This is a genomic window from Gallalistipes aquisgranensis, from assembly GCF_014982715.1.
GTDB classification, from domain to species: Bacteria; Bacteroidota; Bacteroidia; order Bacteroidales; family Rikenellaceae; genus Gallalistipes; species Gallalistipes aquisgranensis.
This window is the reverse complement of sequence record NZ_JADCJY010000001.1, coordinates 1300589-1325969: the sequence shown is the minus strand read 5'-3', so window position 1 is coordinate 1325969 and position 25381 is coordinate 1300589. Positions and strand designations below refer to the sequence as shown.

At 58.0% G+C, this 25381-nt stretch carries 26 protein-coding genes and 1 pseudogene; 19 read left to right on the top strand and 8 right to left on the bottom strand.

Annotation, left to right across the window (positions count from 1 at the left end):
• Positions 1-33: 33 nt before the first annotated feature.
• Positions 34-921, bottom strand: a complete 888-nt coding sequence (locus INF32_RS05265) for an NAD(+)/NADH kinase (protein ID WP_226387316.1) — start codon at positions 919-921, stop codon at positions 34-36.
• 127 nt (positions 922-1048) lie between these two features.
• On the opposite strand from INF32_RS05265, the gene INF32_RS05260 reads away from it, so the two are divergent.
• The 4 genes from INF32_RS05260 to INF32_RS05245 all read left to right on the top strand — a co-directional run bounded on the left by INF32_RS05260 (position 1049) and on the right by INF32_RS05245 (position 5450).
• Positions 1049-1771 carry a pyridoxine 5'-phosphate synthase gene (locus INF32_RS05260; RefSeq protein ID WP_226387315.1) on the top strand — a complete coding sequence of 241 codons (723 nt, stop codon included), beginning with the start codon at positions 1049-1051 and terminating at the stop codon, positions 1769-1771.
• Between the two features lie 36 nt (positions 1772-1807).
• The gene (locus tag INF32_RS05255; RefSeq protein WP_226388108.1) at positions 1808-2470 is read left to right on the top strand and encodes a GDSL-type esterase/lipase family protein; all 663 of its coding nucleotides are present in this window, start codon (positions 1808-1810) and stop codon (positions 2468-2470) included.
• 10 nt (positions 2471-2480) lie between these two features.
• Positions 2481-4025 (top strand): CCA tRNA nucleotidyltransferase, encoded by a 1545-nt coding sequence (locus INF32_RS05250; RefSeq protein ID WP_226387314.1) that lies wholly within the window; start codon positions 2481-2483, stop codon positions 4023-4025.
• Positions 4026-4136: 111 nt separating this feature from the next.
• Complete coding sequence (locus tag INF32_RS05245; RefSeq protein ID WP_226387313.1) at positions 4137-5450, top strand: NAD(P)/FAD-dependent oxidoreductase; 1314 nt, start codon at positions 4137-4139, stop codon at positions 5448-5450.
• Between the two features lie 10 nt (positions 5451-5460).
• On the opposite strand, the gene INF32_RS05240 is transcribed toward INF32_RS05245, so the two are convergent.
• Positions 5461-6171 (bottom strand): hypothetical protein, encoded by a 711-nt coding sequence (locus INF32_RS05240; RefSeq protein WP_226387312.1) that lies wholly within the window; start codon positions 6169-6171, stop codon positions 5461-5463.
• A 94-nt stretch (positions 6172-6265) separates the two neighbouring features.
• Positions 6266-6997, bottom strand: a complete 732-nt coding sequence (locus INF32_RS05235) for a YebC/PmpR family DNA-binding transcriptional regulator (protein WP_226387311.1) — start codon at positions 6995-6997, stop codon at positions 6266-6268.
• A 77-nt stretch (positions 6998-7074) separates the two neighbouring features.
• Between INF32_RS05235 and INF32_RS05230 the strand changes: the two genes are divergently transcribed.
• Both INF32_RS05230 and INF32_RS05225 read left to right on the top strand, forming a co-directional pair.
• Positions 7075-7638 (top strand): L-threonylcarbamoyladenylate synthase, encoded by a 564-nt coding sequence (locus INF32_RS05230; protein ID WP_226388107.1) that lies wholly within the window; start codon positions 7075-7077, stop codon positions 7636-7638.
• A 4-nt stretch (positions 7639-7642) separates the two neighbouring features.
• Positions 7643-8053 carry an acyl-CoA thioesterase gene (locus INF32_RS05225; protein ID WP_226387310.1) on the top strand — a complete coding sequence of 137 codons (411 nt, stop codon included), beginning with the start codon at positions 7643-7645 and terminating at the stop codon, positions 8051-8053.
• Between the two features lie 62 nt (positions 8054-8115).
• Here INF32_RS05225 and INF32_RS05220 read toward each other — a convergent pair whose 3' ends face one another.
• Positions 8116-9213: a DMT family transporter gene (locus tag INF32_RS05220; protein WP_226387309.1), complete on the bottom strand. Its 1098-nt coding sequence runs from the start codon at positions 9211-9213 to the stop codon at positions 8116-8118.
• Between the two features lie 296 nt (positions 9214-9509).
• On the opposite strand from INF32_RS05220, the gene INF32_RS05215 reads away from it, so the two are divergent.
• From INF32_RS05215 to INF32_RS05180, 7 genes and pseudogenes are all read left to right on the top strand, one after another.
• Complete coding sequence (locus INF32_RS05215; RefSeq protein ID WP_226387308.1) at positions 9510-12629, top strand: DUF5689 domain-containing protein; 3120 nt, start codon at positions 9510-9512, stop codon at positions 12627-12629.
• A 44-nt stretch (positions 12630-12673) separates the two neighbouring features.
• On the top strand, positions 12674-12967 hold the full coding sequence (locus INF32_RS05210; RefSeq protein WP_226387307.1) for a hypothetical protein: 294 nt from the start codon (positions 12674-12676) through the stop codon (positions 12965-12967).
• 72 nt (positions 12968-13039) lie between these two features.
• A pseudogene (locus tag INF32_RS12125) lies at positions 13040-13360 on the top strand (BACON domain-containing protein); the annotation flags it as partial.
• A gap of 61 nt (positions 13361-13421) precedes the next feature.
• A complete protein-coding gene (locus INF32_RS05195; protein ID WP_394368329.1) occupies positions 13422-14225 on the top strand; it encodes a DNA/RNA non-specific endonuclease in 804 nt (267 codons plus the stop codon).
• A gap of 25 nt (positions 14226-14250) precedes the next feature.
• The gene (locus INF32_RS05190; protein WP_226387306.1) at positions 14251-15300 is read left to right on the top strand and encodes an endonuclease/exonuclease/phosphatase family protein; all 1050 of its coding nucleotides are present in this window, start codon (positions 14251-14253) and stop codon (positions 15298-15300) included.
• 10 nt (positions 15301-15310) lie between these two features.
• Entirely contained in the window at positions 15311-18085 is a 2775-nt protein-coding gene (locus INF32_RS05185) for a carboxypeptidase regulatory-like domain-containing protein (protein WP_226387305.1), read from the top strand.
• 21 nt (positions 18086-18106) lie between these two features.
• Complete coding sequence (locus tag INF32_RS05180; RefSeq protein ID WP_226387304.1) at positions 18107-18955, top strand: DUF5689 domain-containing protein; 849 nt, start codon at positions 18107-18109, stop codon at positions 18953-18955.
• 236 nt (positions 18956-19191) lie between these two features.
• Here the strand turns inward: INF32_RS05180 and thiL are convergent, their stop codons facing one another.
• Positions 19192-20262 (bottom strand): thiamine-phosphate kinase, encoded by a 1071-nt coding sequence (gene thiL, locus INF32_RS05175; RefSeq protein ID WP_226387303.1) that lies wholly within the window; start codon positions 20260-20262, stop codon positions 19192-19194.
• Positions 20263-20464: 202 nt separating this feature from the next.
• Between thiL and INF32_RS05170 the strand changes: the two genes are divergently transcribed.
• The 4 genes from INF32_RS05170 to rplI all read left to right on the top strand — a co-directional run bounded on the left by INF32_RS05170 (position 20465) and on the right by rplI (position 22244).
• Positions 20465-21040: an adenylate kinase gene (locus INF32_RS05170; protein WP_226387302.1), complete on the top strand. Its 576-nt coding sequence runs from the start codon at positions 20465-20467 to the stop codon at positions 21038-21040.
• A gap of 114 nt (positions 21041-21154) precedes the next feature.
• A complete protein-coding gene (gene rpsF, locus INF32_RS05165) occupies positions 21155-21502 on the top strand; it encodes a 30S ribosomal protein S6 (protein ID WP_226387301.1) in 348 nt (115 codons plus the stop codon).
• 3 nt (positions 21503-21505) lie between these two features.
• Positions 21506-21781 carry a 30S ribosomal protein S18 gene (rpsR, locus tag INF32_RS05160; RefSeq protein ID WP_226387300.1) on the top strand — a complete coding sequence of 92 codons (276 nt, stop codon included), beginning with the start codon at positions 21506-21508 and terminating at the stop codon, positions 21779-21781.
• 22 nt (positions 21782-21803) lie between these two features.
• The gene (rplI, locus tag INF32_RS05155; RefSeq protein ID WP_226387299.1) at positions 21804-22244 is read left to right on the top strand and encodes a 50S ribosomal protein L9; all 441 of its coding nucleotides are present in this window, start codon (positions 21804-21806) and stop codon (positions 22242-22244) included.
• A gap of 168 nt (positions 22245-22412) precedes the next feature.
• Here the strand turns inward: rplI and INF32_RS05150 are convergent, their stop codons facing one another.
• The gene (locus INF32_RS05150; RefSeq protein ID WP_226387298.1) at positions 22413-22790 is read right to left on the bottom strand and encodes a RidA family protein; all 378 of its coding nucleotides are present in this window, start codon (positions 22788-22790) and stop codon (positions 22413-22415) included.
• An 81-nt stretch (positions 22791-22871) separates the two neighbouring features.
• Between INF32_RS05150 and INF32_RS05145 the strand changes: the two genes are divergently transcribed.
• Positions 22872-23318: an META domain-containing protein gene (locus tag INF32_RS05145; protein WP_226387297.1), complete on the top strand. Its 447-nt coding sequence runs from the start codon at positions 22872-22874 to the stop codon at positions 23316-23318.
• 16 nt (positions 23319-23334) lie between these two features.
• Positions 23335-23757, top strand: a complete 423-nt coding sequence (locus INF32_RS05140; protein ID WP_226387296.1) for an META domain-containing protein — start codon at positions 23335-23337, stop codon at positions 23755-23757.
• Positions 23758-23991: 234 nt separating this feature from the next.
• Here INF32_RS05140 and recR read toward each other — a convergent pair whose 3' ends face one another.
• On the bottom strand, positions 23992-24606 hold the full coding sequence (gene recR, locus INF32_RS05135) for a recombination mediator RecR (protein ID WP_226387295.1): 615 nt from the start codon (positions 24604-24606) through the stop codon (positions 23992-23994).
• Between the two features lie 12 nt (positions 24607-24618).
• Positions 24619-25380: a tetratricopeptide repeat protein gene (locus INF32_RS05130; RefSeq protein WP_226387294.1), complete on the bottom strand. Its 762-nt coding sequence runs from the start codon at positions 25378-25380 to the stop codon at positions 24619-24621.
• Position 25381: the final 1 nt, after the last annotated feature.

The following is a 25381-nucleotide window of genomic DNA, read 5'->3' as shown; positions in this document are numbered from 1 at the left end:
ACTTCTAACTCTATAAACCGACACTTTTCGAAATTATTTTGTCTCGTCGCGCCGGTCGAAACCCCACATCATCTTATTCCTTAACGTGTCGTAAAAGGATATATTTTGCAGGCGGACCAAAAAAACGGAATTTTTCGATTTTGATACTCTGAATGTTGCCCCGTTCCTCACGGGATAGTTGCGGTTGTCGAGCGTGGCCAGCGCCCGTTCTTCTCGGGTCGACACCCTGAAGGTGAGGAGACTGCCGCCGGGCACCACCACCGGACGCATGGTCAGGTTATGGGGGGCGATGGGCGAGAGCACGAGGCAGTCGCAGCCGGGGGCCACCACCGGGCCGCCCACGCTCAGCGAATAGGCCGTCGAGCCCGACGGGGTGGACAGCAGCACGCCGTCTCCCCAGTAGGTGGCCACCATTTCGTCGTTCACGTAGGCTTCCACCGCGATCATGCTGGCACCGCTGCGTTGCAGGGAAAATTCGTTGAAGGCATGGGCCGGGGCCGCTCCTTCCGGAAAGTCCCCTTCGGCCCGCAGCAGCGGACGCGATTCGATGGAGTAATGTCCCTCGCGTATGTCTTCCAGTGCCCGGTCGATTCCTTCGCGGGGTACGTTGGCCAGGAAGCCGAGCCGTCCGGAGTTGATGCCCAGTACGGGAATGGAGCGGTCGTCCAGCATCCGCACTCCGTCCAGAAATGTGCCGTCGCCGCCGTAGCAGATCAGCATCCGTGCATCGGGACAGGCCTCTTTGAGCGAGGCATACTGTTTGCTTTCGGGTATGCGGATGCCCGTCAGGGCGGCGGTCGCTTCGGCCAGTTCGCGGTTCATGCACACCCGGAACCCGTGCCGGTCGAGGGCTTCCAACAGGCGCCCGAGTTCTCCGCCGTCGTGCGTGGCCCGGGGCCGGGAGTAGAGGAGTATTTCCATCGTTCGAAAATTAGGGAGGCCGGTGAGCGGTGCGTCCGGTGGCGCCGGCCGCCTCAAAAATACAATATTAAATTGCAAAAAAGCCAGGATTGACTTAACTTTACCACCACAAAAATAACGGTTTATTATGACAAAATTAAGCGTAAACATAAATAAGATTGCCACTCTGCGCAATTCGCGCGGCGGCGACCTGCCCAACGTGCTGGAGGCGGCTCTCAATGCCGAGCGTTTCGGGGCGGAGGGAATCACCGTACACCCGAGGCCGGACGAGCGTCACATCCGTTACAGCGATGTCTACGATCTGAAGAGGGCGATCAAAACGGAACTGAACATCGAGGGAAATCCCATCGAGCGGTTTACGGAACTGGTGCTGGATGTGGTGCCGGCCCAGGTGACGCTGGTGCCCGACGCCCACGATGCCATCACCTCCAACAGCGGCTGGGACACCCGGACCCACCAGGCTTTCCTTCGGGAAGTGGTGTCCGCTTTCAAGGCCAAAGGTATCCGGACCTCGATCTTTCTCGATCCCGACGTGGAGATGGTGCGCTATGCGGCGGAGTGCGGTACCGACCGCATCGAGCTCTACACCGAGGCTTATGCATCAGGGTATGCGGCCGACCGCGAACGGGCTATCCGGCCTTATGCGGAAGCGGCCCGCGAGGCGGTGCGGCTGGGGCTGGGCGTCAACGGAGGACACGATCTCAATCTGGAGAACCTGCGATATTTCGCCCGGACGATTCCCGGTCTGCTGGAGGTCTCGATCGGCCATGCGCTGATTTCCGATGCCATTTATCTGGGAATGGAGAACACGATCCAGCTCTATCTGCGCGAACTGAAAGGGGAGGCATAGGCTTCCCGGAACGAAATATCCGACCCGAAACCGATGATGAAAAGAAATCTCATTCTCTGTGCCGCGCTGCTGGTTTGCGCCGCGGTGTGCGGCCAGCAGCGGCCGAAAGCCTCGGCCTACCATTATCAGAAGGCCAGCCTCTTCGAAATCCTTCCCGTCACCTCGAAAGACATCGTCTTCCTGGGCAACAGTATCACCGACGGCTGCGAGTGGGCAGAACTCTTCGGCAATCCCCGGATCAAAAACAGGGGAATCAGTGCCGACAAGACCTGGAACGTGCTCGAGCGGCTCGACCCGATCGTGAAGGGCCATCCCCGGAAGGTGTTTCTGATGATCGGAATCAACGACCTGCCCACCGGGGAGACGCCTGAGGCTGTCGTCCTCCGCATCCGCCAGATTGCGGACCGTTTCCTGCGCGATAGTCCCAGAACGGAGCTGTACATTCAGAGCGTGCTGCCCGTGAACGACAATTTCCCCAACTATGCGAAACGCCACGCCTCCAAAGGGGCTGAAATACTGAAGATAAACGAGGGGCTCCGTCTCCTGTGCGGGGAGTTGGGCCTGACTTACGTGGATCTTCACTCCGCCCTGAAGGACAGCGAGGGCAAGCTCGACGAACGCTACACCAACGACGGCCTGCACCTGCTGGGCGAAGGTTATCTGGTGTGGAAGGCACAGATCGAACCTTACGTGAAATAAGACCGACACGATGACGCCGGAATATCTTTCGCTTCCCGTTTTCAGACTCATTTCGGACATCGCCTCGCAGCGGGGCGTGCAGGCCTTCGTGATCGGGGGGTACGTGCGCGACTGGTACCTGCACCGTCCGTCCACGGACATCGACGTGGTGGTGGCCGGCAGCGGGATCGGCGTGGCCGAGGAACTGGGCCGCAGGCTCCGGACGAAGGTTTCCGTTTTCAGAAATTTCGGTACGGCCATGCTCCGGGCCGGGGGAGTGGAAGTGGAATTCGTGGGAGCCCGCAAGGAGTCGTACCGGGCCGATTCGCGCAAACCCGTGGTGGAGGACGGCACGATCGAGGACGACCAGCGGCGGCGCGATTTCACGATCAATGCGCTGGCCTGGTCGCTCGGCAGGGAGGATTTCGGCACGCTGGTCGATCCTTTCGGCGGCATGGACGATCTGGAGCGCTGCATTATCCGCACGCCCTGCGATCCCGATACCACTTTTTCCGACGATCCGCTGCGTATGATCCGGGCCGTGCGGTTCGCTTCGCAGCTCGGGTTCGACATCTGGCCGGAGACGTTCGACGCCATCGTGCGCAACCGGGAGCGCATCCGTATCGTCTCGCGCGAGAGGATCGCCACCGAACTGCACAAGATCGTGGCCTCCCCCCGTCCCTCGATCGGTTTCGAACTGCTCGACCTGACCGGGTTGCTGGAGCTGATCTTCCCGGAACTTTCCCGTCTCAAGGGAGTGGAGCGGGTCGGAAAACATGCCCATAAGGACAATTTCGTCCACACGCTCAAGGTGCTGGACAATATCGCGCTGAAGACGGACGATCTCTGGCTGCGCTGGGCGGCCCTGTTGCACGACATCGCCAAACCGGCCACGAAGGCCTACGAACCACGCACGGGGTGGACGTTCCACGGCCACGAGGTGGTGGGAGCGCGGATGATCCCGGGTATTTTCAGGAACCTGAAACTGCCGCTGAACGAGAAGATGAAGTTCGTGCAGAAAATGGTGGAGCTGCACCTGCGGCCCATCATCCTGTCGGAAGACATGGTGACCGATTCGGCCGTACGGCGGCTGCTTTTCGATGCGGGCGACGACGTGGAGAAGCTGATGACCCTCTGCGAGGCCGACATCACATCGGGCAACGACGCGAAGGTGCGGCGCTATCTGGCCAATTTCGAACTGGTGCGCCGCAAGATGCGCGATATAGAGGAAAAGGACCGCATCCGTAATTTCCAGCCTCCCGTGACGGGCGAACTCGTCATGGCGACTTACGCTCTGCCGCCCTGCCGGGAGATCGGCGAGATCAAGGCGGCGATCAAGGAGGCCATTCTGGACGGTCGGATCGCCAACGATTTCGGAGAGGCTTACGCCCTGATGGAGCGTCTGGCAGCCGGCATGGGGCTGAAAAAAAGTCCCGATGCGCCCGCTCCGGAGTCTGCCGCGGTACCGGCTGCGTCCCGGCCGGAGCCGGAGGCGGCAGGGGGGGCCGATGTGCCGAAAGTTTCCGCAAAGGCTTCTTCACGTCCGCGCAGACCCCGGATCAAAAAGGTTTTATGATGCTGCTCCCGGTCTGTGACAGGCCGGGAAAGCGGGTATGAGCCGGGGCCGGACGCAAGAGGTTCCGTTGCGGTATGTTTTTTGAACGGAGGGTTCCAAACGGATAACCCTATGTCTTTGAATATTCCTCATACCGGACAGCGGCGCGTGGTGGTGGTCGGCGGCGGTTTCGCCGGACTGAAACTCGTGCGCCGTCTGGCCCGTCTCGACTGCCAGGTCGTGCTGATCGACCGTAACAACTATCACCAGTTCCAACCCTTGCTTTATCAGGTGGCCACTTCGGGGCTCTCGCCCGAAGATATCTCCTTCCCGTTCCGCAAACTCTTCCGTGGAAAACGGAACGTTCATTTCCGCATGGCGGAACTGGAGGCCGTGGAACCGGACCGCCGCCGGATCGAGACCTCTTCCGGTTCGCTCACCTATGACTATCTGGTGTTGGCGACGGGGTCGGTGACCAATTTCTTCGGTATGGAGTCGATCCGGGAGGCGGCCATGCCGATGAAGAACCTGCGCGATGCACTGGTGATCCGCAACCGGCTGCTGGAGAATCTGGAGCGGGCGACCGTCACACGCAGCCGCGTGGAACGCCAGGGGCTGCTCAACGTCGTGATCGTGGGCGGAGGCCCGTCCGGAGTGGAGTTGGCCGGGGCGGTGACGGAGATGAAACGCTATATCATGCCGGAGGACTATCCCGATCTGGATGTGGACGATATCAACATTTATCTGGTCGAAGGCGGTCCGCGCCTGCTCGCTTCGATGAGTGAAAAGAGTTCTGCGGAAGCCTGCATGCAGTTGCGCAGGATGGGGGTCAGGGTGATGCTCGGCACTTCGGTGGTGGACTACGGGGAAGGCCGGGTCCGTTTCCGCGACGGCAGTTTCATCCTGACCGGCAATCTGGTGTGGACCAGCGGCGTGACGGTGGAACCGATCGAGGGGATCGACCCTATGACGGTTTCCCGGTCGGGACGGATCGGTGTGGACGATTATTCTCGGGTGGTAGGGTACCACGATATTTTCGTGGTGGGCGATGCCGCCATGCAGCGCGATACCGATCATCCCGACGGGTTTCCCCAGCTGGCCCGCGTGGCGATCGAACAGGCCGATCATCTCTCCCGTAATCTCGCCGCCCTGCTGCGCCGGCGTCCGATGAAACCGTTCGTTTACCGCGAGTATCCGGTGATGGCTACCGTGGGGCGGAACCGTGCCTTCGCCGAGTTCGGCCGGCGCCGTGTCGGGGGATTCGTGGCCTGGGTAGCCTGGGCTCTGCTGCACGTGGCCTTCGTGCTGGGCGTGAAGAACAAATTCAATATTCTGGTCGGATGGGCCTGGAATTACGTGACATACGACCATCCGGTGCGATTGATTCTGGCCGTGGGCGATCCCTGCCGTCAGGCGCTCGGGAAGAGTGTCCGGCTTTGGGAGTAGGGATCGGGCCCTACGGGATGTCCGCTGTGAGGAAAAACGATTCGTGGGTGGCGCAGAAGGGGCAGTAAGTCTCGTGGCACTCCTGGCAGAAAGTGTTGCCGCATTGGGGGCAAACTTCGTAGACGGAAGGTTCGGCGGGATGTTCCGCGATCCGGTCCAGCATCAGGGCTTGTTTGGTGGAACCCCCTTCCGACCAGATGAGAATGCGGGCGGCGTAGTGAGCTCCGTCCGAAAGGGCCGCGGCGATACGGCGGGGATAATGCTTCCGGACCAGTTCGTGTCTTTCCGCAAGGCTCCGGTGCAGGTTTTCCCGGGTAGAGCCCGAGCTCTCCTCCTCTTCCTCCATGAATATGATGGGCGGCACTCCTCCGAGCCGGACGAGCGCCCGGTGCAGGTTGGCCTGCTGGATGCTGTCCGAAAGGGCAATGGCCCGGAACAGCCGGGCCGCGTCCTCCCGGTGTTCCTCGGCAGCACGCCGGGCGTAGCGGTTGTAACGCCGGACCGAACGGCTTTTTTCCCGGCTGGATTCCTTCAGGTTGTCGAGCGTGGCGTTCCGGAACGCATGCGGTTCCTCCGCCGAGGTCGTGAAAGTGTAGGCCGCAGCGACCAGCAGCAGGACGGTGCAGGCGAAGAGGGCGATTTTGACGAATGTACGCAGAGGCATGGTGAGAAACGGTTTACCGGAGACGGCAGGGGGCCGCTCCTCTCCATGAGAAAACATATTTTGTGCCACTGCACCGGAGGGACGGGGGCAGCGGCACAAAATATCCCCGGCCTTACGGGAAGACCGGGGATGCGCACGGGGAGCGGAGAGGTTACTCCTCCTCTTCGGTCTCCTTCATGTTGTGGAAGACGTTGACCACGTCGTCGTCGTCCTCGAACTTTTCGATCAGTTTTTCGATCGAGGCACGCTGTTCCTCGGTCACCTCCTTGGTGTCGGTCGGCAGGCGGGCGAACTCGCCGCTCAGAATCTCGATATTGTGTTCCTCCAGATAGGCCTGGATTTTTCCGTAGGCTTCGAACGGACCGTATATCATCACCTTGCCTTCGTCGTCGGTGTACATTTCGTCCACCCCGAAGTCGATCAGCTCCAGCTCCAGTTCCTCGGCATCCATACCTTCGGGCAGGTTGATCTTGAAGATGCATTTGTGGTCGAAGAGGAAACTCAGCGAACCGGTCGTGCCGAGCGAACCGCCGGCCTTGTTGAAGTAGCTGCGCACGTTGGCTACGGTGCGGGTGGGGTTGTCGGTGGCGGTTTCGATCACCATGGCGATGCCGAAGGGGGCATATCCTTCGTAGACCATCTCCTTGTAGTCCGATGTATCTTTGGACGTGGCGCGCTTGATGGCACGTTCGACGTTCTCCTTGGGCATGTTTTCGGCCCGGGCGTTCTGGATCAGCAGACGAAGATGGGAGTTCCCTGCGGGGTCGGGACCGCCGGCCTTCACGGCGATTTCGATCTCCTTGCCCAGTTTGGTGAACGTGCGCGCCATGTTGCCCCAGCGTTTGAGCTTGCGCGCTTTGCGATATTCAAAAGCTCTTCCCATAGATCTGTTTTTGTTATTTCAGGTTGCAAAGCTATAAAAAATTTTCGTTACTTTGCCCAACATTTCGCAATTAGATGATGGAAGAAGAGATCGCACGTGCGCTGGAGGTGCTCCGCAAGGGCGGAGTGATCCTCTATCCCACGGACACGGTGTGGGGAATCGGCTGCGACGCCACGAACGAACGGGCCGTACAGCGGATTTACGAACTGAAACGGTCGGAGAACAAGAAGGGAATGCTGGTGCTGATGGCCTCGGCCGACCAGACGGCCCGGTATGTCGATAAGGCGCCCGAGGTGGCCTGGCAGTTGATGGAGGTGGCCGACAAACCTCTCACTCTGATCCTGCCGGGGGCTGTGGGCGTGGCCCCGAACCTGATTCCCGAGGAGGGAACGCTCGGGGTGCGGGTGCCCCGCCACGCCTTCTGCGAGGGGCTGCTGCGCCGGCTGGGACGTCCGCTGGTCTCCACGTCGGCCAACCTTTCGGGCGAGCCGGCCCCAGCCTCGTTCGGGGACATTTCGCAGGAGATACGGGACGGGGTGGACTATGCGGTCGATCCCCGCTGCGAGGGCGATGCCACGGGGCGAGCCTCGTCGATCATTCTGCTGGGTGAAGGCGGGGAGGTGAAAATCATTCGGGAGTAAGACTATGGTAAAGACAGATATTCAGATACGTTTTGCGGACGTGGATATTCTTGGACACGTCAACAATGTCAATCTTCAGCACTTTTTCGATGTGGGGAAGAGCGACTTTTTCCGGCGGATCATGCACATCGGGTTGGTGTGGAAGGGGTTGGGGCTGATTACGGCCTCGACCCAGACATCCTATTTCGACCAGACGAGGCTCGACGACCGCGTCTATGTGGAGACGCAGGCCGAAAAGGTGGGTAACAAGAGCATTACGCTTCTGCAGCGTCTGGTGGATGCTCCCACGGGACGGGTGAATGCGGAGAGCCGTACGGTGCTCGTGGCCTTCGATTTCGCCCGGCAGGAGTCGGTGCCCGTGCCCGACCGCTGGCGTGAGGCGATCGAGTCGGGAATGGCCGGGAGGCAGCGGTAGGCGGTCCTTTCGGCGCAGAAGGAGTGCCGGGTAACAGGGAAACGGGCCTCAAGGGCTCTTTTTTATTTTGCGGGGCCGTTCGGTGGGGCGGGGCGTTTCCTTTTTGCGGGGTGCGGCGGTGCCGGAGAGGATTCGGCCGGGGATACAGCCGTGCCTGCCGGTATTTCCACCGCCGGCGTTGCTCCGTCCGCGAGGGGATTCGCCTCCGGTGCCGGTCCGGGGATGCCGCGCCGGTCGCGGAAATAGTTCCGGACATGCAGCAGTACGCTTTCATAGGCGGCCACCACGAGGATGATGCCCGTGAAAATCAGAATGGCGGAGATGATGTTCGAACGGTCGATCCGTTCCTGCCCCCGGGCCAGGGCCAACAGTGTGGCCACTACGGGCTGGATATAGCGGTAGAGGGCCGTGTGGACGGAGGTGAGTTTCTCCGTGCCGCGGTAGAGCAGGTAGGATGGGAGGATCGTTCCCAGGATGAGGATATAGGCGATCTCCAGCAGGGCATTGGGCGGCAGGGCGAAATAGTAGTTCGAAAAGGTCCCTTTGGCGAAGAAGGGGGCCGTGATGACCAGACCTATGATATAGTACCACCCCATGACCGTGAGGGTGCCCAGTTTGACCAGCACCGGTTTGATGATTACCGTATTGACAGCCACGCTGATGACGCTCACCAATACCAGCACGTTGCCGAACGCCTCGCTGCCCCGGGTGATGAGGATGCCTTTGTCGAAAATGAGGATGGCGGCTCCCGCGACGGAGAGGGCCACCCCGACCAGCTGTACCCACGATACGCGGCGCCGCACGAGCAGGGCCGCCGCCACCAGCGTGAAGGCCGGGCCGAGGGTGGCGATGGTCGAAGCGTCGATGGGGTTGGTGTATTTGGCGCCCCAAAGCACCATGTACATGTTGCCGTAGACGATCAGCAGGGTGACCAGCAGGATGCGCCAGACGTCGCTGCGGGTGAGCCTGACCCGTCGGTAACGGCGGGAAAAGAGGGCGAACGGGATGAAGAAGAGGGCGGAGGCGGCTATCTGAAGGAAAAAGAGGTCCTGAAAAAATACGTAGTGTTTGATGAGCGACACGTAATAGGAGAAGTTGATCCCGAAAAACAGGTTGGAAAAGACGAGATCGACATGATAGCGGTTTTTTGTGCTCTCCATAGCTGGACGTGAATGCTTTCCGTGGATCACGCAACTACTGTACCATATTCCGGACACAAATGCCCCCGGACGGCCGTTTCGGAACCTCCGGATTATGATTTTATAAAAAAACGGGTTAAATTTTTGTTAATCTCAGTCTTAATGCGTATGTTTAATTTATATTTAGAATTAAAATGCATAATTTTGAACACTCCATTCGGACGCACTCGGGCCCGGTTATTGCGGTCACGCCCGGGAGAGGCCGCAGGGAGCCGGAAAACGACAAGAATTACACATCTTATTAGCAGACAAACATTATGAGAAAGTTTAACTTGAGAAACCTGCTGATGGCCGCGGCGATAGTTGCGGCGTCGAGTTTTACGGGTTGTAACACGGAGGATGTCGATTACGACACGCCGTACCTGAAACTGAGCGAGTCGTCGAAGACGTTCGATTCCTCGCAGAGTTCCTATGAGTTTACCGTGGAGAGCAACCGCCCGTGGAAGGTCACCGCGGAGAAGGATGCCCAGGGCGTGGTGCCCGACTGGCTGCGTGCCCAGCCCGACCACGGGGACGGCAACGGGAAATTTACCGTGACGGTGCTCGCACTGGAGGGCGTCGACCGCCAGGCTACGCTGAAGGTCTCGACCGCCACCGTGTGGGAGGCCCTGCGCATCACCCAGACCGGTACGATTTCGACCACCAAACTTTTCTACATGAGTTTCGGTACGGCCGCTCCCTCCTCCCAGCCCGACGGCGGCTGGGCCACCCCTTCCAACTATACGGACTGGGGTGATTCGGGCGAGGGCGTGACCGACGCCACCAGCTTCTCGGGCGACTGTACGCTGCGGGGCAATTCCGTCTCCTCGGGCTATACGGACGCGTCGGGAGGTACGAACGCCTACCTCGGATGGGACAAGTATTTCCAGATCAGCAACGTGTCCGTGAGCGGCGGCAACCAGATGGACATCACCTTCGGCTGTGCCTACTATGACGGAAGTTCGGACAATGTCTTCAAGCCCGAATACATCACCGTGGAGGCGAGCGCCGACGGCGGATCGACCTGGCTGCCCGTGACCTATACGTCGGCCACGACGGAGAACGACCGCTGGTATTTCAGTTCGGGTTCCGTGGTGATGCCGGTCGGTGCGACCAACCTCGACCTGCGCTTCAAAGGCGCCCTTTCGAGCGGACAGCTCCGCATCGACGACGTGACGATCGTGGCCCGCGAGGCCGAAGAGCCCACCGAGCCGCAGGTGATAACCGGTCAGGCCTCGGATGTGACTTCGACGACGGCCACTCTGAACGGTACCTATAATTTCGGAACCGCCGCTACCGAACTCGGTTTCGAATGGAAGAAATCGGACGAGGGCGACGATGCCTACCAGAGAGTGCAGGGCGTGGGTTCCGTGGCCTTTACGGCCGCCGTTTCCGGCCTGAGCGCGACCACTTCCTATGATTACAGGGCTTATGCCGTCGTGGACGGACAGACCTACTACGGCGAGGTGAAGAGTTTCACTTCGGATGCCGCCGGAACCGTGCTGCTCAAGGAGTCGATGGGAACGGAGGATGTTTCAAGCAAACCGTCGGTAGACAGCTATGCCGGTTGGCTGAAAGAGGGTCTCGGGGCCAACGGAGTTACTTATACGGGTGTTGCCGCTGACAAGGTGACTGTGCGCACTTCTTCTGGCGGTGCATCGAAGGATTACGACGGAGCTTCGGGCGTTAACTATGTCTATTTCGGCAGCAACCAGCCCAACTCGTTCTTCGTGAACGGCATCAATGCCGGCGGAGCCACCCACTTCAGCCTGACGTTCGGCTGCAACAAATACGTCTACGGGGCTTCCGCTTCGGACAACGTGGTGACGGCGGCCGATTTGCAGGTATTTTACAGCACGACCGGGACCGACGATTCCTACACGCAGCTGACCGTTCCCTATTCGGGCATTCAGGGCAAGTGGCAGCTCGCGTCGGTATCCTTTACGACGCCTGCCGCCGCGCAGAATCTCTGGCTGAAATTCACGTCCCATGTCAATTCGGCCATCAGCATCGACGACATCACCCTGCGTACGACCGACAACGTCAATATAGATCCCGCACCGAAGGTGACGACCGTGACGCCGGCCACGGAGCTGGGCGACAATACGGCCACCGTGGGCGGAAGCTACACCTACACGGGCAGCCGGACGGTCGACAAGGTCGGCGTGGCCTACAAGAAAGCCAGCGACGCCGACTTCACCGAAGTGGATGCGGCTGCGGTGGCCTCTTCCTTTACCGTGGCCCTGACGGGTCTGACCAGCGGGACCACTTATGACTACAAGGCATACGTGAAGATCGGATCGGACACCTATTACGGCAGTGAGGAGACCTTCACCACGACCGGGGCGCTCTCCCTGCTGAAAATATCCGCGATCCGTGCTGCTGCCCAGAACGGGGAGGCGGTCGCTTCGGGCTATATCAAGGCGATGGTCGTGTCGGAAGCCAGCGGCAAGAATTTGATGAGCTATCAGTTCGTGGTGGAAGACGGCACGGAGGCGAACAGCGGTATCATGATCAATCTGGCCGAGCAGGGTGCTACGCACACCTATGTGCCGGGCGACATGCTGAACATCAAGATGACCGGCGTGACTTATAATATATACAATGATCTGATCCAGTTGAAGGTTCCCGGCGCCAATGTCGAGAAACTGACGGAAACGGGGACGGTGACTCCGGTAACCATTACGGTGGACCAGATGGCCGATTACGAATCCATGTTCGTGGCGATTGCCGATGCCCAGGTCGTGGTGGACGATCTTTCGAAGAAGATGGGGGCCGGTAGTATCAATATGGAGACGGAAAGCGGCAAGCGTTTCGTCATGTACACCAAATCCTCGGCTGCTTTCGCCGACGATCTCGTTCCGCAGAAGATGGGAACGGCGGAAGGTATCGTGGGCAATTACAAGGGGACCATGCAGCTCCAGCCCCGCACGATGGCCGATCTTTCCGGTATGAATCAGGAGCGGTTCGGCGCTCCGGTGGAGATCGCCTTCGGAACAGCCGAGTTTACCGCCACCAAGGGAGTTGCGAACGAGGCGCTCGAAGGAGCCTATATCGAAATTCCCTATACGCGAGCCTCGGGCAGCGAGACCTATCCCAATGTGGTGGTGACGGTGACCGGTGCCGGTATGGGTACGATTCCGGCCACGATCAACTATAACGTTGCGAGCGTGACGGCCGGTGCAGGCACGATCCGGATTCCCGTGACGGGCACTCCCGCGGCGGGTGAAGTGAACTTCTCCGTGGCCGGCATTTCAACTGAGGCCATAACCTGTTCGAAGACGTTTGAAGTTGCGGGAAATACATGGATCGAAGAATCGTTTAATAGTGCAGCGACATCGTCGGGATCATATAGCATAAGACAATCACGGGATCTACTGGGATTAGCTGGTCTTTAGTGCAGGGACGAACGGATACAAAAGTCGGAGATGCTACTGGTGCTATGTTAGGGAAAGGACGTACCCCCTCTTCTACTTTGTCTGCAACGATTCCTAATGGAATTGGAAAGTTGAAATTTACATATATGCAGGCATTTAGTACGAAAGTAAACTTCACGATTTCAGTGGATGGTGCGGTTGTCGGTACCTATAATGATACATCGGCAGCTAATGACTCTAAAACTGTAACAATAGACGTGAATAAAGTGGGAAATGTTAAAATAGAGTTTGCTCAGGTTGGAAATTCGTCTGGACAGGTTTGTATTGCTGATGTTCAGTGGACAAACTATTCCAAATAATTACTTGATTTTTCCCGGCAGGGGCTGCCTGTCCCTGCCGGGTTTTCTCCTCACATTTTATAGAATAAGTCAATGTCAACGATAAGGAATCACATTCGGTATATGCTGGCGGCGGTCGTGCTGACGACCTCTTTTACGATGGTCGGCTGCAGCGACAAGGACGACGGCGGGGAAAATGACGGTCCGCTGAGTATCAAACTGGATTATACCGAGGTGAAGGCTTCGAGCGTGTCGCAGTTCGTGACGGTCGAGGCGTCCGGTCAGTGGTCGATTTCGTTCGAGTATCCGGGCGATTACAAGAACTGGTGTATCGCCACTCCCGAAACGGGGTCTGGAAGCAGAAACGACGTGGTGCTGACCTACACCGCCAACGGGGAGGAGACCGACCGCACGGTGGTCGTGGTTCTCACCGAAGGAGAGCGGACCGTGCGTGCCACGCTGACGCAGAAGGGGTATTCTCCGGGAGGAACCGATCCCGAGCCCGATCCTGCCCCCGATCCGGTCAGGGCCCGCTGGCTGGAACTGCCCAAGATCGAGAACAAGGCCAACTGTACGGCTGCCTCCCATTTCTTCACCTATCAGGGGCGTCAGATACGGAACTACACGCTCTATTACGACAAGCAAGGAGAAGATCTCCTACTGGGTGGCCTATCCGCTGGTACCGTTCTACACCTCGGGTATCAAGCGGACGGATGCGTGGGGCTACGATCCGAGTTTCAAGTCGAGCGTACAGCCCAACCTGTCGAGCGATTACAGGACTTCGGGATACGACCGGGGCCATCAGATTCCCTCGGCCGACCGGCTCACCAATTACGAGGCCAACAAACAGACGTTCTACTATACGAACATGACGCCCCAGATGGGCGTGTCGTTCAACCAGAGCGTTTGGGGCAGGCTGGAAGAGCAGGTCCGCGGGCAGATGTCGAAGGGCGACACGCTCTACGTGGTGACCGGCGCCGTGCTGAAGATTGTGGGAGGTAACGAAACCGTGAAATATGCCAAGGACAAGGATGGAAATAGCATAGCCATTCCCAACTACTATTTCAAGGTGCTGTTGCAGCAGCGTTCGGGCGGCTACAAGTCGATCGGCATGTGGTATGAGAACCGAAGCGGTTACGCTTCGACCCCGGCCGTCAGCGAAACCGAGACCGTGAACGAAATCGAGAGACGGACAGGGTTCGACTTTTTCGTCAATCTGCCGTCCGATATTCAGGAAAGTGTGGAAGATCAGTACAGTCCTCAGGAGTGGGGGTATTAGCGACGAATCTTAAAGAGTCTGAACAATGAGAAAAAGTTTGCATATCATAGGGGTGATGGTGCTGGGACTGGTCCTGTGCGCCGGAGCCCAGAATCCGGGCAAACGCTACACCGTGGCGTTCTACAATCTGGAGAACCTGTTCGATACGATCAAAAGCCCCGGTGTGAACGACGAGGAGTTCACGCCCGAGGGGGCCAAGAACTGGAACAGCCAGAAATACGGGAAGAAGATGTCCAATATCGAGGAGGTCTTCTACAAACTTTCGGCCGATACGAGGGCCTATCCCGCCGTTATCGGGGTTTCGGAGATTGAGAACCGCAACGTGCTGGAAGACATCGTGGCGCTTCCGAAACTGCAGAAGGCCAACTATCAGATCGTCCATTACGATTCGCCCGACAAACGGGGGGTAGACGTGGCCCTGCTCTACCGTCCTTCGCAGTTCCGGTTGGAGGGGAGCGCCGCGCTGCCCGTGAAGCTGGTGGACAATCCCGACTGGAAAACCCGCGACGTGCTGATGGTGTGGGGAACGATCGAGGACGAACCCTTCTACTTCTTCGTGAATCACTGGCCTTCGCGGCTGGGCGGACAGCAGCAGTCGGAATATCTGCGGGAGCTGGCAGCCGGGGTCGTGCGTCATGCGGTCGATTCGGTGGTTGCCGCCCGTCCCGACGCCAAGATCGTCATCATGGGCGACCTGAACGACGATCCTACGGACCGGAGTATCGCGGTGACGCTCGGTGCCCGGGCAAAGATGTCCGAGGCGAAAGGGGCCGCCGACCTGTTCAATCCGTTCAACGAAATGCACCGCAAAGGGTTCGGAACGCTGGCCTACCAGGATGCCATGAATCTGTTCGACAACATGATCGTCAACGGAAATCTGGTGACCGGAGGCTCAGGCAAGCTGAAGCTTTACAAACCCGACACCAACCGCTTCTATGGAAACATCTACGACCGTCCGTTCCTGCGTCAGCAGAGCGGCCAGTACAAGAACTATCCGTTGCGCACGTTCGTCGGGAATAATTTCCAGGGTGGGTACAGCGACCACTTTCCGGTATTTCTTTACATAGCCAAATAATGATTGCATTATGAAAATAAAAATCTTACTATTCGCTCTTGCAGCCCTGATCTCGGTGCCGGTGCTGGCCCAGGAGGGTGGCATCAAAGGCCGGGTGGTGACCCGGACGGGCCGGATGGCTATCGACGACGCGAAGGTGTCGCTGAGCGGTCCTCAGAGCAAGGTGGTCTATACCGACTCCGAAGGAGTGTTCGAGTTCCGCAATCTGGTGCCCGGTGCCTACAAGGTGCTGGTGGATGCCCTGGACTTCCAGGCCGTCGAACTGACCGTGAATGTGGAGCAGCAGATGAAGGATCTGAATTTCATATCCCTTGTGTCCGACGTCGCAATCGGCGGACTGGACGACTCCGATTTCGCGGAGTTCGACATGGAGTCGGCCAACGATGCGCAGGCCATGCCCGTGACGCTTTCCGCCTCGAAAGACGTCTACGACAATATCGCCGGATACAAATTCAGTACGATGCGTTTCCGTAACCGGGGATACGAGACCGGTACGGCAGGGGTCTATCTGAACGGGGTCTATTTCAACGACGCTATGACCGGATACACCCCCTGGTCGCTGTGGAGCGGGCTGAACGATGCCACCCGGAACCAGGAGGTGACCGGAGCCATGGGTATTTCGGATTACGGCGTGGGCGCGATCAACGGCGTGACCAATATCAATGCCCGGGCTTCGCAGATACGCAAGGGCTTCCGGGGAAGTGTGGTCAATGCCAGCGGCCAGTACCGTTTCCGTGTGATGGCCACCTATGCTTCCGGAATGAAGGACAACGGTTGGGCCTATGCCTTTTCCGCTTCGACCCGTCAGGGAGGAAACGACTGGGTGAACGGCGTGTACTATAATTCCTGGGCCTATTTCGCTTCGGTGGAGAAGCAGTTCGACTATTGCAATACGCTGGCCCTGACCGTGCTCGGCGCCCCTACCATCCGGGGTGTGCAGGCCGCTTCGACGCAGGAGGTCTATGACCTGGTCGGCAGCAACTACTATAATCCCAACTGGGGATACCAGGGCGGCCGCAGCAAGAGCGACATGCGCAATGCCCGCGTGCGGAACAGCCACGAGCCGATCGTCATGCTCAACTACTATTTCGAGCCCAGCACCAAATTCAAACTGCAGGCCGCCGTTTCCTACCGTTTCGGCAAGAACGGCTACTCGGCCCTCGACTGGTACGACACGCAGGACCCCCGGCCCGACTATTACCGCAATCTGCCCAGCTATTTCGAAGACGATCCGCTGAAGGCGGCCTGGGTGACCGAGGGCTGGCACAACGACTGGAATATCCGGCAGATCAACTGGGATGCCCTCTATAACGTCAACTACGGCAACTATTTCGATATGGATTTCACGGGCGGTATCGAGGGGATCACCAAGCGTTACACCCGTTCGAAGTACGTGATCGAGGAGCGTCGTACCGACCAGCAGGACCTCAATGCCAAGGTGCAGATCACCTCGATCGTACACAACAACTCGACTTTCAATGCCGGGCTGGAATACCGCTGGAACAAGACGGCCTATTTCAAAAAGCTGAAAGACCTGCTCGGCGGCGACTATTGGCTCGACGTGGACCAGTTTGCCGAACGCGATTTCCCGACCAACAGCAATGCGATCCAGAACAACCTGCTCACCCCGAACCGGCTGGTGACCGAAGGCGACAAGTACGGGTACAATTATCTGGCCCATTTGCAGAGTGGTAAACTTTGGGCGACCTACGAGCTGGCCCTGAATCATATCGAGGCCTACGTGGCTGCTGAGGGCGGTTTCACCAGCTTTTACCGTGAGGGCCTCTACAAGAAGGGACTTTTCCCGAACGACTCCTACGGCAACTCCGAGCGTCAGAACTTCTGGACCTACACGGCCAAGGCCGGTGTGACGGGCAAGATTTCGGGCAGCCATACCCTGTGGGCGAATGTCGCCTACATGCACCGGGCTCCCTATTTCCAGGACGCCTTCGTTTCGCCCCGTACCCGCAATAGTGTGGCGCCGGGTCTGACCACCGAGAAGACGTTCGGTGTAGACCTGAACTACATGCTGCGCCTGGGCGGATTCCGGATGCGGGTGAGCGGTTACTACACCACGATCAAGGACCAGAACAAACTGATCAGCTTCTACGACGACCTGAACCGTTCGTACACCAACTTCGCCATGCGGGGTATCGACGAGATGCATGCCGGCCTGGAGGTGGGCATGCAGGCTCCTCTGGTGGGCGGCCTGTCGCTGAAAGGAGCGTTCAGTTACGGATATTATAAGTACACCTCCAATCCGTATGTGACCCAGACGGTGGACAACAGCAACCGGGTGATCCTGGAGAACGAGCGGGTGTACTGGAAGAACTACAAGGTGGGCGGTACCCCGCAGACGGCTCTGAGTGCCGGGCTGGACTACCGTTCGCGCCGTAATCTTTTCCTCGGTGTGGATGTGGGGTGGTACGATGCCCTCTACATCGACATGAACCCGCTGTACCGCACCGACTACGCCCACGTGGGCCTTACCAACGAACAGAGCCAGGCGATGGCCCATCAGGAGATGTTCCCCAGCGCTTTCCTGCTCAACGCCAATATCGGCAAATCGTGGTACATCCACCGTAAATACAACCTCGGGTTCAGCCTGGAGGTGAAGAATCTGCTCAACCGCCAGAATATCAAGACCGGCGGTTACGAGCAGATGCGTCTGAAGAAGGTGGAGGACCCGGCCACGGGCGAGGTGGACCACTATTCGCCGTTCCCGTCCAAGTATTTCTACCTGTTCGGTACGACCTACTACCTGAATCTTTATTTCCGTTTCTAATCACATAAAAACTGGCATAAGATGAAAAATTTCAAGAATATACGGTTGCTGGCAGGCGGACTGGTCGGATGCCTGCTGGGCGGTCTGCTGGGAGGATGCGAACGGGAGTACGACGATCCGGCCCGTTTCCAACCGGTGGAGATGACGCCCACGATGACCATTGCCCAGTTAAAATCGCTCTATACGAGCAGTTCGCTGGAGATCGCGGACGACATCGTGATTGCCGGCCGGGTAATCAGTACCGACCGTAACGGTAATTTCTACCGTTCGTTCTACATGGAAGACGAGACGTCGGGCATGGAGATCAAAATCGGAAAAACGGGACTGTACAACTATTATCCCGAAGGAATGACGGTTTATGTGAAAGCCAAAGGGCTCTGTCTGGGGGCCTACGGCGGTATGGTGTCGCTGGGGGCTCCTCCTTCGGAGGCGGATCAGGCCAGCAACTACCAGAATACGTGGATCGACGTGCAGTATTGGATCGACCAGACCGTCTTCCGCGGTAAGCGGGGCGAGCCTGTGACTCCGAAGGTCATTACAGCGATGTCACAGATCACGCCCGATCTCTACGGCACGTTGGTACGTCTCGAAAACATGACCTTCCAGGGGGGGACGCTCGATACGTGGGCTGTGTCGGACGATACCGCCACCGACGAGAACGAAGCCGCTTACGGGGAACAGCGTCTCCAGTTTTCGGGCGGCTCGGGTACGGTGGTGATCCGTACCAGCGGCTATGCCCGTTTCGCCGATTCGAAAGTACCTGCGAAGGGGTCGATCGTCAACGTGACGGCCGTGCTGACCAAGTATAACTCGACCACACAGCTGGTGCTCAATTCGGCGGAGGACGTTGAAGTGGTCTCCGCTCCCTGACCCGACGGACGGATACTTGTCGGATCACGATTCCGGAAAAAACAGATCATCCCTGCCGCATTGTGCGGCGGGGATGATCTGTTTTTACGGCTTGCCGAATCATTTTCTGAACGGTTTGGTCCGTTGCCGTCGGTACGAAGATATTCTTCCGCACCTCTGCGGGAACGGAACCACCATTGGGAGGTATATGAAAGGTATCTGCAGGTTGTGCCGTCTTTTGTGGAGGATGGAAGGCTTTATTCGTCTTTTGGAACACCGGTATGGCCCTGGGCCGTGACGGGGATGTCGCTGCCGTCGGGGGTGGTGAGGGCTACGCCCGTCTCTTCGGCGGTGATGTGCCCGATGACGTCGATACCGCCCAGCCGCATCACCTGTTCTTGGAGGGAAAGGGGGACAGTGAAGAGCAGTTCGTGGTCGTCCCCCCCGTTGAGAGCCGCCACCACCGGATCGGCGTGCAGTTCTTCGGCCAGCCGGTAGGTCTCCCGGGCGATGGGCAACCGGTCGAGGTAGATGCGGGCTCCGCAGCGGGACTGTTTGCAGATGTGGAGCAGGTCGGATGCCAGACCGTCCGACAGGTCGATCATGGACGTGGGAACGATGCCCGCGGCATCCAGCTCCTCGATCACTTCCCTGCGGGCCGAGGGTTTGAGCTGGCGGCGCAACAGGTATTCGTAACCGGAAAACCGGGGTTGGGGGTCTTTTACTCCTGCGAGCGCCCGTTTTTCGCGTTCCAGCAGGTGGAGACCCATATAGGCCGCTCCCAGGTCGCCCGTGATGCAGATCAGATCGTTGAGTTTCGCCCCGTTTCGGTAGACGATCTTCTCCCTGGCCACGCTGCCTATGACCGTGATGCCGAGGGTCAGCCCCGTGAGCGAGGAACTCGTGTCGCCTCCCGCCAGGTCGATGCCGTAATCGTCACAGGCTGCCCGAACCCCTTCGTAGAGCTCTTGCAGCTGTTCGACCGAGAATTTGGCCGATACGCCCAGCGAAAGGGTCATCTGCCGTGGCGTGCCGTTCATGGCGTAAATGTCGCTGCAGCCTATCACGACGGTTTTGTACCCCAGGTGTTTGAGCGGAAAATAGGTCAGGTCGAAATGGATGCCTTCCAGCAGCAGGTCGGTGGTCAGCAGCGTATATTCCGGGCAGGCGGGGCAGGGGAGCAGCACCGCCGCATCGTCGCCCGGTCCCATTACCGTGCCGGAATTCCGGACGGTGAAGGGGGCCGTCAGTTCGCGTATCAGTCCGAATTCGCCCAGCCGGGCGATCTCCGTTCTTGTCTCTTTCCTCTCCTTATTTTCGTTTCCCATTTTCGGTCGTTTTTCGATTCGTACTGCCGGATCGGGTTTCCGGCCGGTTTGCGAGGGAAAGCGGAGGAAATTTCGAACATCTTCCGCTTATCCGTTTAATTTATCACAAAGGTACGTTATCTTTTGGTTTGGCAAAAAAAATACCTAATTTTGTCGCCCGGATAACAGTTGATTTTAAATTTATTTAAAAATAACGAAAGCCATGTTGAACATCGTATTGTTCGGCCCTCCGGGGGCAGGCAAGGGGACGCAGGCCGATCTGCTGAAGGAACGTTACGGTCTGAACCACATCTCCACGGGAGAGGTGATCCGGGAAGAGATCAGAAACGGTTCCGCGCTGGGTAAGAGCGTGGAGGAGTATATTGCGCGGGGCGAACTGGCCCCCGACGGGTTGGTGATCGACATGATCGCCGATTACGTGCAGGCGCATCGTGAGTGTGCCGGTAACATCTACGACGGTTTCCCCCGCACGACGGTGCAGGCCGAGGAGTTCGACAAGATCATGGGCCGGCACGGCCTTTCGGTCGACCTCATGCTTTTTCTCGACGTGCCCGACGAGGTGCTCATCTCGCGCCTGTTGCTGCGCGGAAAGGAGAGCGGCCGGGCCGATGACGCCAATGCGGAGGTCATCAAGAACCGTATCGACGTCTATAAGGCCCAGACGGCCGTCGTGGCGGACTATTACGCCAAACAGGGCAAGTATGCGGCCATCGACGGCGTGGGAACGATCGAGGAGATTTTCGGCCGTCTTTGCACCGAGATCGACGCGCTGAAATAGGCCGCGGGCGGAAAAAATGCCGTAGGCGGTCACAAAACGCTGATTATTTTTGCAATCCCGGAAATAATCGTTACTTTTGTGCTCACTTTTACAAAACCAAATATTAAAAACAGTATGAACAATTACGAAACCGTTTTCATTGCCACGCCCGTACTGTCCGACGTACAGGTACAGGAGCTGTTCGGCAAATTCCGCGGTGTCATCACCGAAAACGGCGGTCAGATTGTAAACGAGGAGGACTGGGGCCTGCGCAAGCTTGCCTATCCGATCCAGAAAAAGACCACCGGTTTTTACTTCTTCATCGAGTTCACGGGCGAGGGCAACATCGTCGAGGCGCTGGAAACCCAGTACCGCCGGGACGAGCGCGTGATCCGTTTCCTGACCTTCAAGCAGGACAAGTACGCCGTCGAGTATGCGGCCAAACGCAGAAACAAGAACAACGCTAAAGCACAGGAGGAGTAAAAGATGGCAGCCAACAACAATCAGTCGGAAATCCGATACCTGAATCCCGTCACCGTAGAGGTGAAGAAGAAGAAATATTGCCGTTTCAAAAAGTCCGGTATTAAATACGTGGACTACAAGGATGCGGAGTTTTTGAAGAAGTTCCTCAACGAGCAGGGAAAACTGCTTCCCCGCCGTCTGACCGGTACCTCGCAGAAGTTCCAGAAGAAGGTTTCGACGGCCGTGAAGCGTGCCCGTCACCTTGCCATTCTGCCTTTCGTAACGGACTTGATGAAATAATTTAACAGGGAGGAACAACACAATGGAAGTAATTCTGATCAAAGACGTAGATAAGCTGGGTTACGCCAACGATATCGTGGAAGTACGCCCCGGCTACGCCAATAACTACCTCATTCCCCAGGGATATGCCAAGGCCGCTACCGCTTCTGCCAAGAAGGTGCTGGCCGAGAACCTGAAACAGCGCGCCCACAAGGATGCCAAGATCAAGGCCGATGCCGAGGCTCTGGCAGCCAAGATCGCCGGGACCGCTCTGCGTATCGCCGTGAAGGCCGAGGAGGGCAAGATTTTCGGTTCGGTGACTGCCGCCAACATCGCCGAAGCGCTGGCCTCCAAAGGAATCGACGTGGATCGCAAGACGATTGCCGTGGAAACCGTGAAGCAGTTGGGTGCCTACGAGGCCGAGGTGAAACTTCACAAGGAGGTGAAGGCTACCGTGAAATTCGAAGTGGTTGCCGAAGAGTAATCCGTTCCGAGAATAATGTGAAAAAACCGCGGAATATTTCGCGGTTTTTTCTTTTTTTGCGGAATTCGTATCGGTCTGTTTGTCTTTTCCCCTCCGACAGACACACACTTATCTTTCGGTGGATGCAGGTCCGCCGGAAGGGAGTTGTATCCTTGGGGCTGCCGGAAATTATCCTTTGACGGCGATCACGTCGATTTCGACCTTGACTCCCAGCGGCAGCCGGGCCACCTGATAGCAGACACGGGCCGGCATCCGCTCTGTGAAAAAGGTGGCGTAAACACCGTTCATGGCCGCGAAATCGTCCATGTCGGCCAGCAGGACGGTGGTTTTCACCACGTCCGGAAGGGCATAGCCGGCTTCGGTGAGGATCGCACGGATGTTTTCGAGGCTCCGGGCAGTCTGTTCCTCGATGGTGGCCGGGACGGAGCCGTCGGCCGGGACGACCGGAAGTTGCCCCGAAACGTACAGCGTACCGCCGGCTTCCACGGCCTGAGAATAGGGGCCGACCGCTTTTGGTGCGTTATTTGAATGAATGATCTTTTTCATACGGAAATGTATTGGAATTGTTTACGGGCAAAGATAAACAATTCCGTTTAATTGACTATTTTTGTGAAAATTTTGACAGAGATGAAACGTTCGAATCTTTTGTGTGCGGCGGTGGCCCTGACGGGTATGCTGGCCGTCGGGTGCGGAGGCCAGGGTAAGGCCGATTACGATGCGCTGGTCGCCAACGGCTGGCAGCTCAAGGAGATCATAGCTGCCGACAGCAGCTATACGATCCTGCCGGAGCGTCCGGTGACGGTAGTTTTCAGCGACAGCAGTACGGTGAGCGGCTTTGCCGGGTGCAACGGCTTTTTCGGTACGTTCAGTACGATCGGGCAGAGCGAAATCATCATCGAACCCAAGGGGCGTATGATGGCTATGTGTCCGGACATCGAGTTCGAGGACCGGTTCATGGCCCTGCTCGAACAGGTAACCAGCTATACGGTGCTGGACGGTAAGCTGAGCCTGAACGACACGGAAAACGGCATGACCCTGCTGTTCGATCCGCAGACGAAAGAGGAAACGAAATAAAGAGGAGGATAGGAAGATGAATATCGTGAAGATCACAATGGCTGCCGCTCTCGTGACATTCGTGGCCGCGGGGTGCTGTCCCTGCAAAAAATATCAGAAAAAGTACGGAAAGCCGCTTCAGGAGACCGAATGGAAGATGGTGCAGTTCAATGGCCGTACGTTCGACGCCCAGGATGGATACACCGTGGTGTTCGGCAAGGATAACCGTCTGGGCGGGGTGGGCGACTGCAACCGTCTGATGGGTTCCTATACGGCGGACAACGACGGCGTGATGAAGATTTCGCAGGTGGCTTCCACCCGAATGATGTGTCCCGATCAGGCGCAGGAGAACAGTTTCATGCAGATGCTGGGCTCCGTGGACAGTTACCAGATGGACGGTCCGCTGCTGATCCTTTTCAGCAACGGAGAGATGAAGGCCGTTTTCGAGGCGAAAAAATAGTTTCGCGAGTAAAATGCGGAAAGGCGGGCATCCGGAGACGGATTTGCCCGCTTTTTTTGTCGGTGGAAACTGTCGGGCGGCAGGCGGAATGAATAACCCTTGCGGAGAGGGGGCCTTTCATGGGACATGATCGTCTTGGAGCGGTGCCGGAAAATCCGAAAATATCGCCTGTATAAGCTGTCGAAGGTGGCTGTAACCTCGGGAACGGGGGCGGGCCTCCGGCTTTTTATTTCGCTATTCTTCCAGTGCGGTGTCTCCGATCCGCACCCGGTGGTGGATGGCGTGGGCGATGGTCAGTTCGTCCGCGTATTCGATCTCGTCGCCGAAACCGATGCCCCGGGCGATGGACGTCACCTTCAGGCCGGGAAACCGGGCCAGACGCCGGGTGAGGTAGAAAAGGGTGGTTTCTCCTTCGACCGTGGTGCTGATGGCCAGGATCACTTCCTTTACCTCTCCTTTGGCGATACGGTCCAGCAACAGGTCGATTTTCAGGTCGGAAGGGCCGATGCCCTGCATGGGGGAGATGACGCCGCCCAGCACGTGGTAGAGTCCGTTGTACTGGCGGGTGTTCTCGATCGAAAGCACGTCGCCAACCTGTTCAACCACGCATACCGTGGAGCGGTCCCGGTTCGGGTCGCTGCATACGGGGCAGAGTTCCGTGTCCGACAGGTTGTTGCAGCAGCGGCAGTATTTGATCTGCTCGCGGAATGCTGAAATGGCCGCGGTCATCTGGCGGACCTCTTCGGGCTCCATGCGCAACAGGTGCATGGCCAGCCGCAGGGCGGTGCGCCGTCCGATACCGGGCAGGCGGGAAAACTCTCCCACTGCGTCGTCGAGTAGTCTGGACATCCGGTTTTCTCCTTACTGAATGAGTTCGATGGCACTGCTTCTGATCCATCCCTTGTTGCCGTCGGCGATGGCGATCTCGCGCCACTCCTCCAGAGAGTTCAGCACACTGACCTTCGTTCCTTCGTGCAACACGAAGAGGTCCTTGCTGCCGTTGTCGGGCGAACTTTTGACCGGGGCGGCCGAGTTCATCACGATCGCCTCTTCTGCACAGGTCAACTCCCTGCGTCCGATCGAGGCCGAAACCACCGAAAAGATGAAAAGGAGCAACAGCACGATAGCGGAATAGAATCCCGTCTTGCGCAGCGCGAGTTTCGTGGACAGCAGGTAGAGCAGCACGCAGCCCAGGAGTGCGGCCAGCAATACCAGGCTCACCGAAGCCCAGGCATTGCTGCTGAGGCTCATGCGCAACGAGCGGAACCAGGTCGCAAGGAAAAATTCGGGAACATGTTCGATCTTGTCCTTCACATAGCTGTTGGCCACTCGCAGGTTATAGTCGATGTCCGCGTCGGAGGGAGCCAGCCGCAGCGCCCGGTTGTAATTAAGGATCGAAGGGCCGATCTTCCCCTCTTTGAAATAGGCGTTGCCCAGGTTGTAGTAGACCTTGTAGCTGACATTGCCCGTGGCGAGGATCGAGTCGTAGGTGGCGATGGCCGCCTGGTAGTCGGCATTGATGTAGGCCGTGTTCGCCTCGTCCCAAAGGCGGTCGAGCGACTGGCTGCGGGCAGGGACGATACCCAGCAACAGTGCGGCGGCGAGTATGGTGAGTCGTTTCATG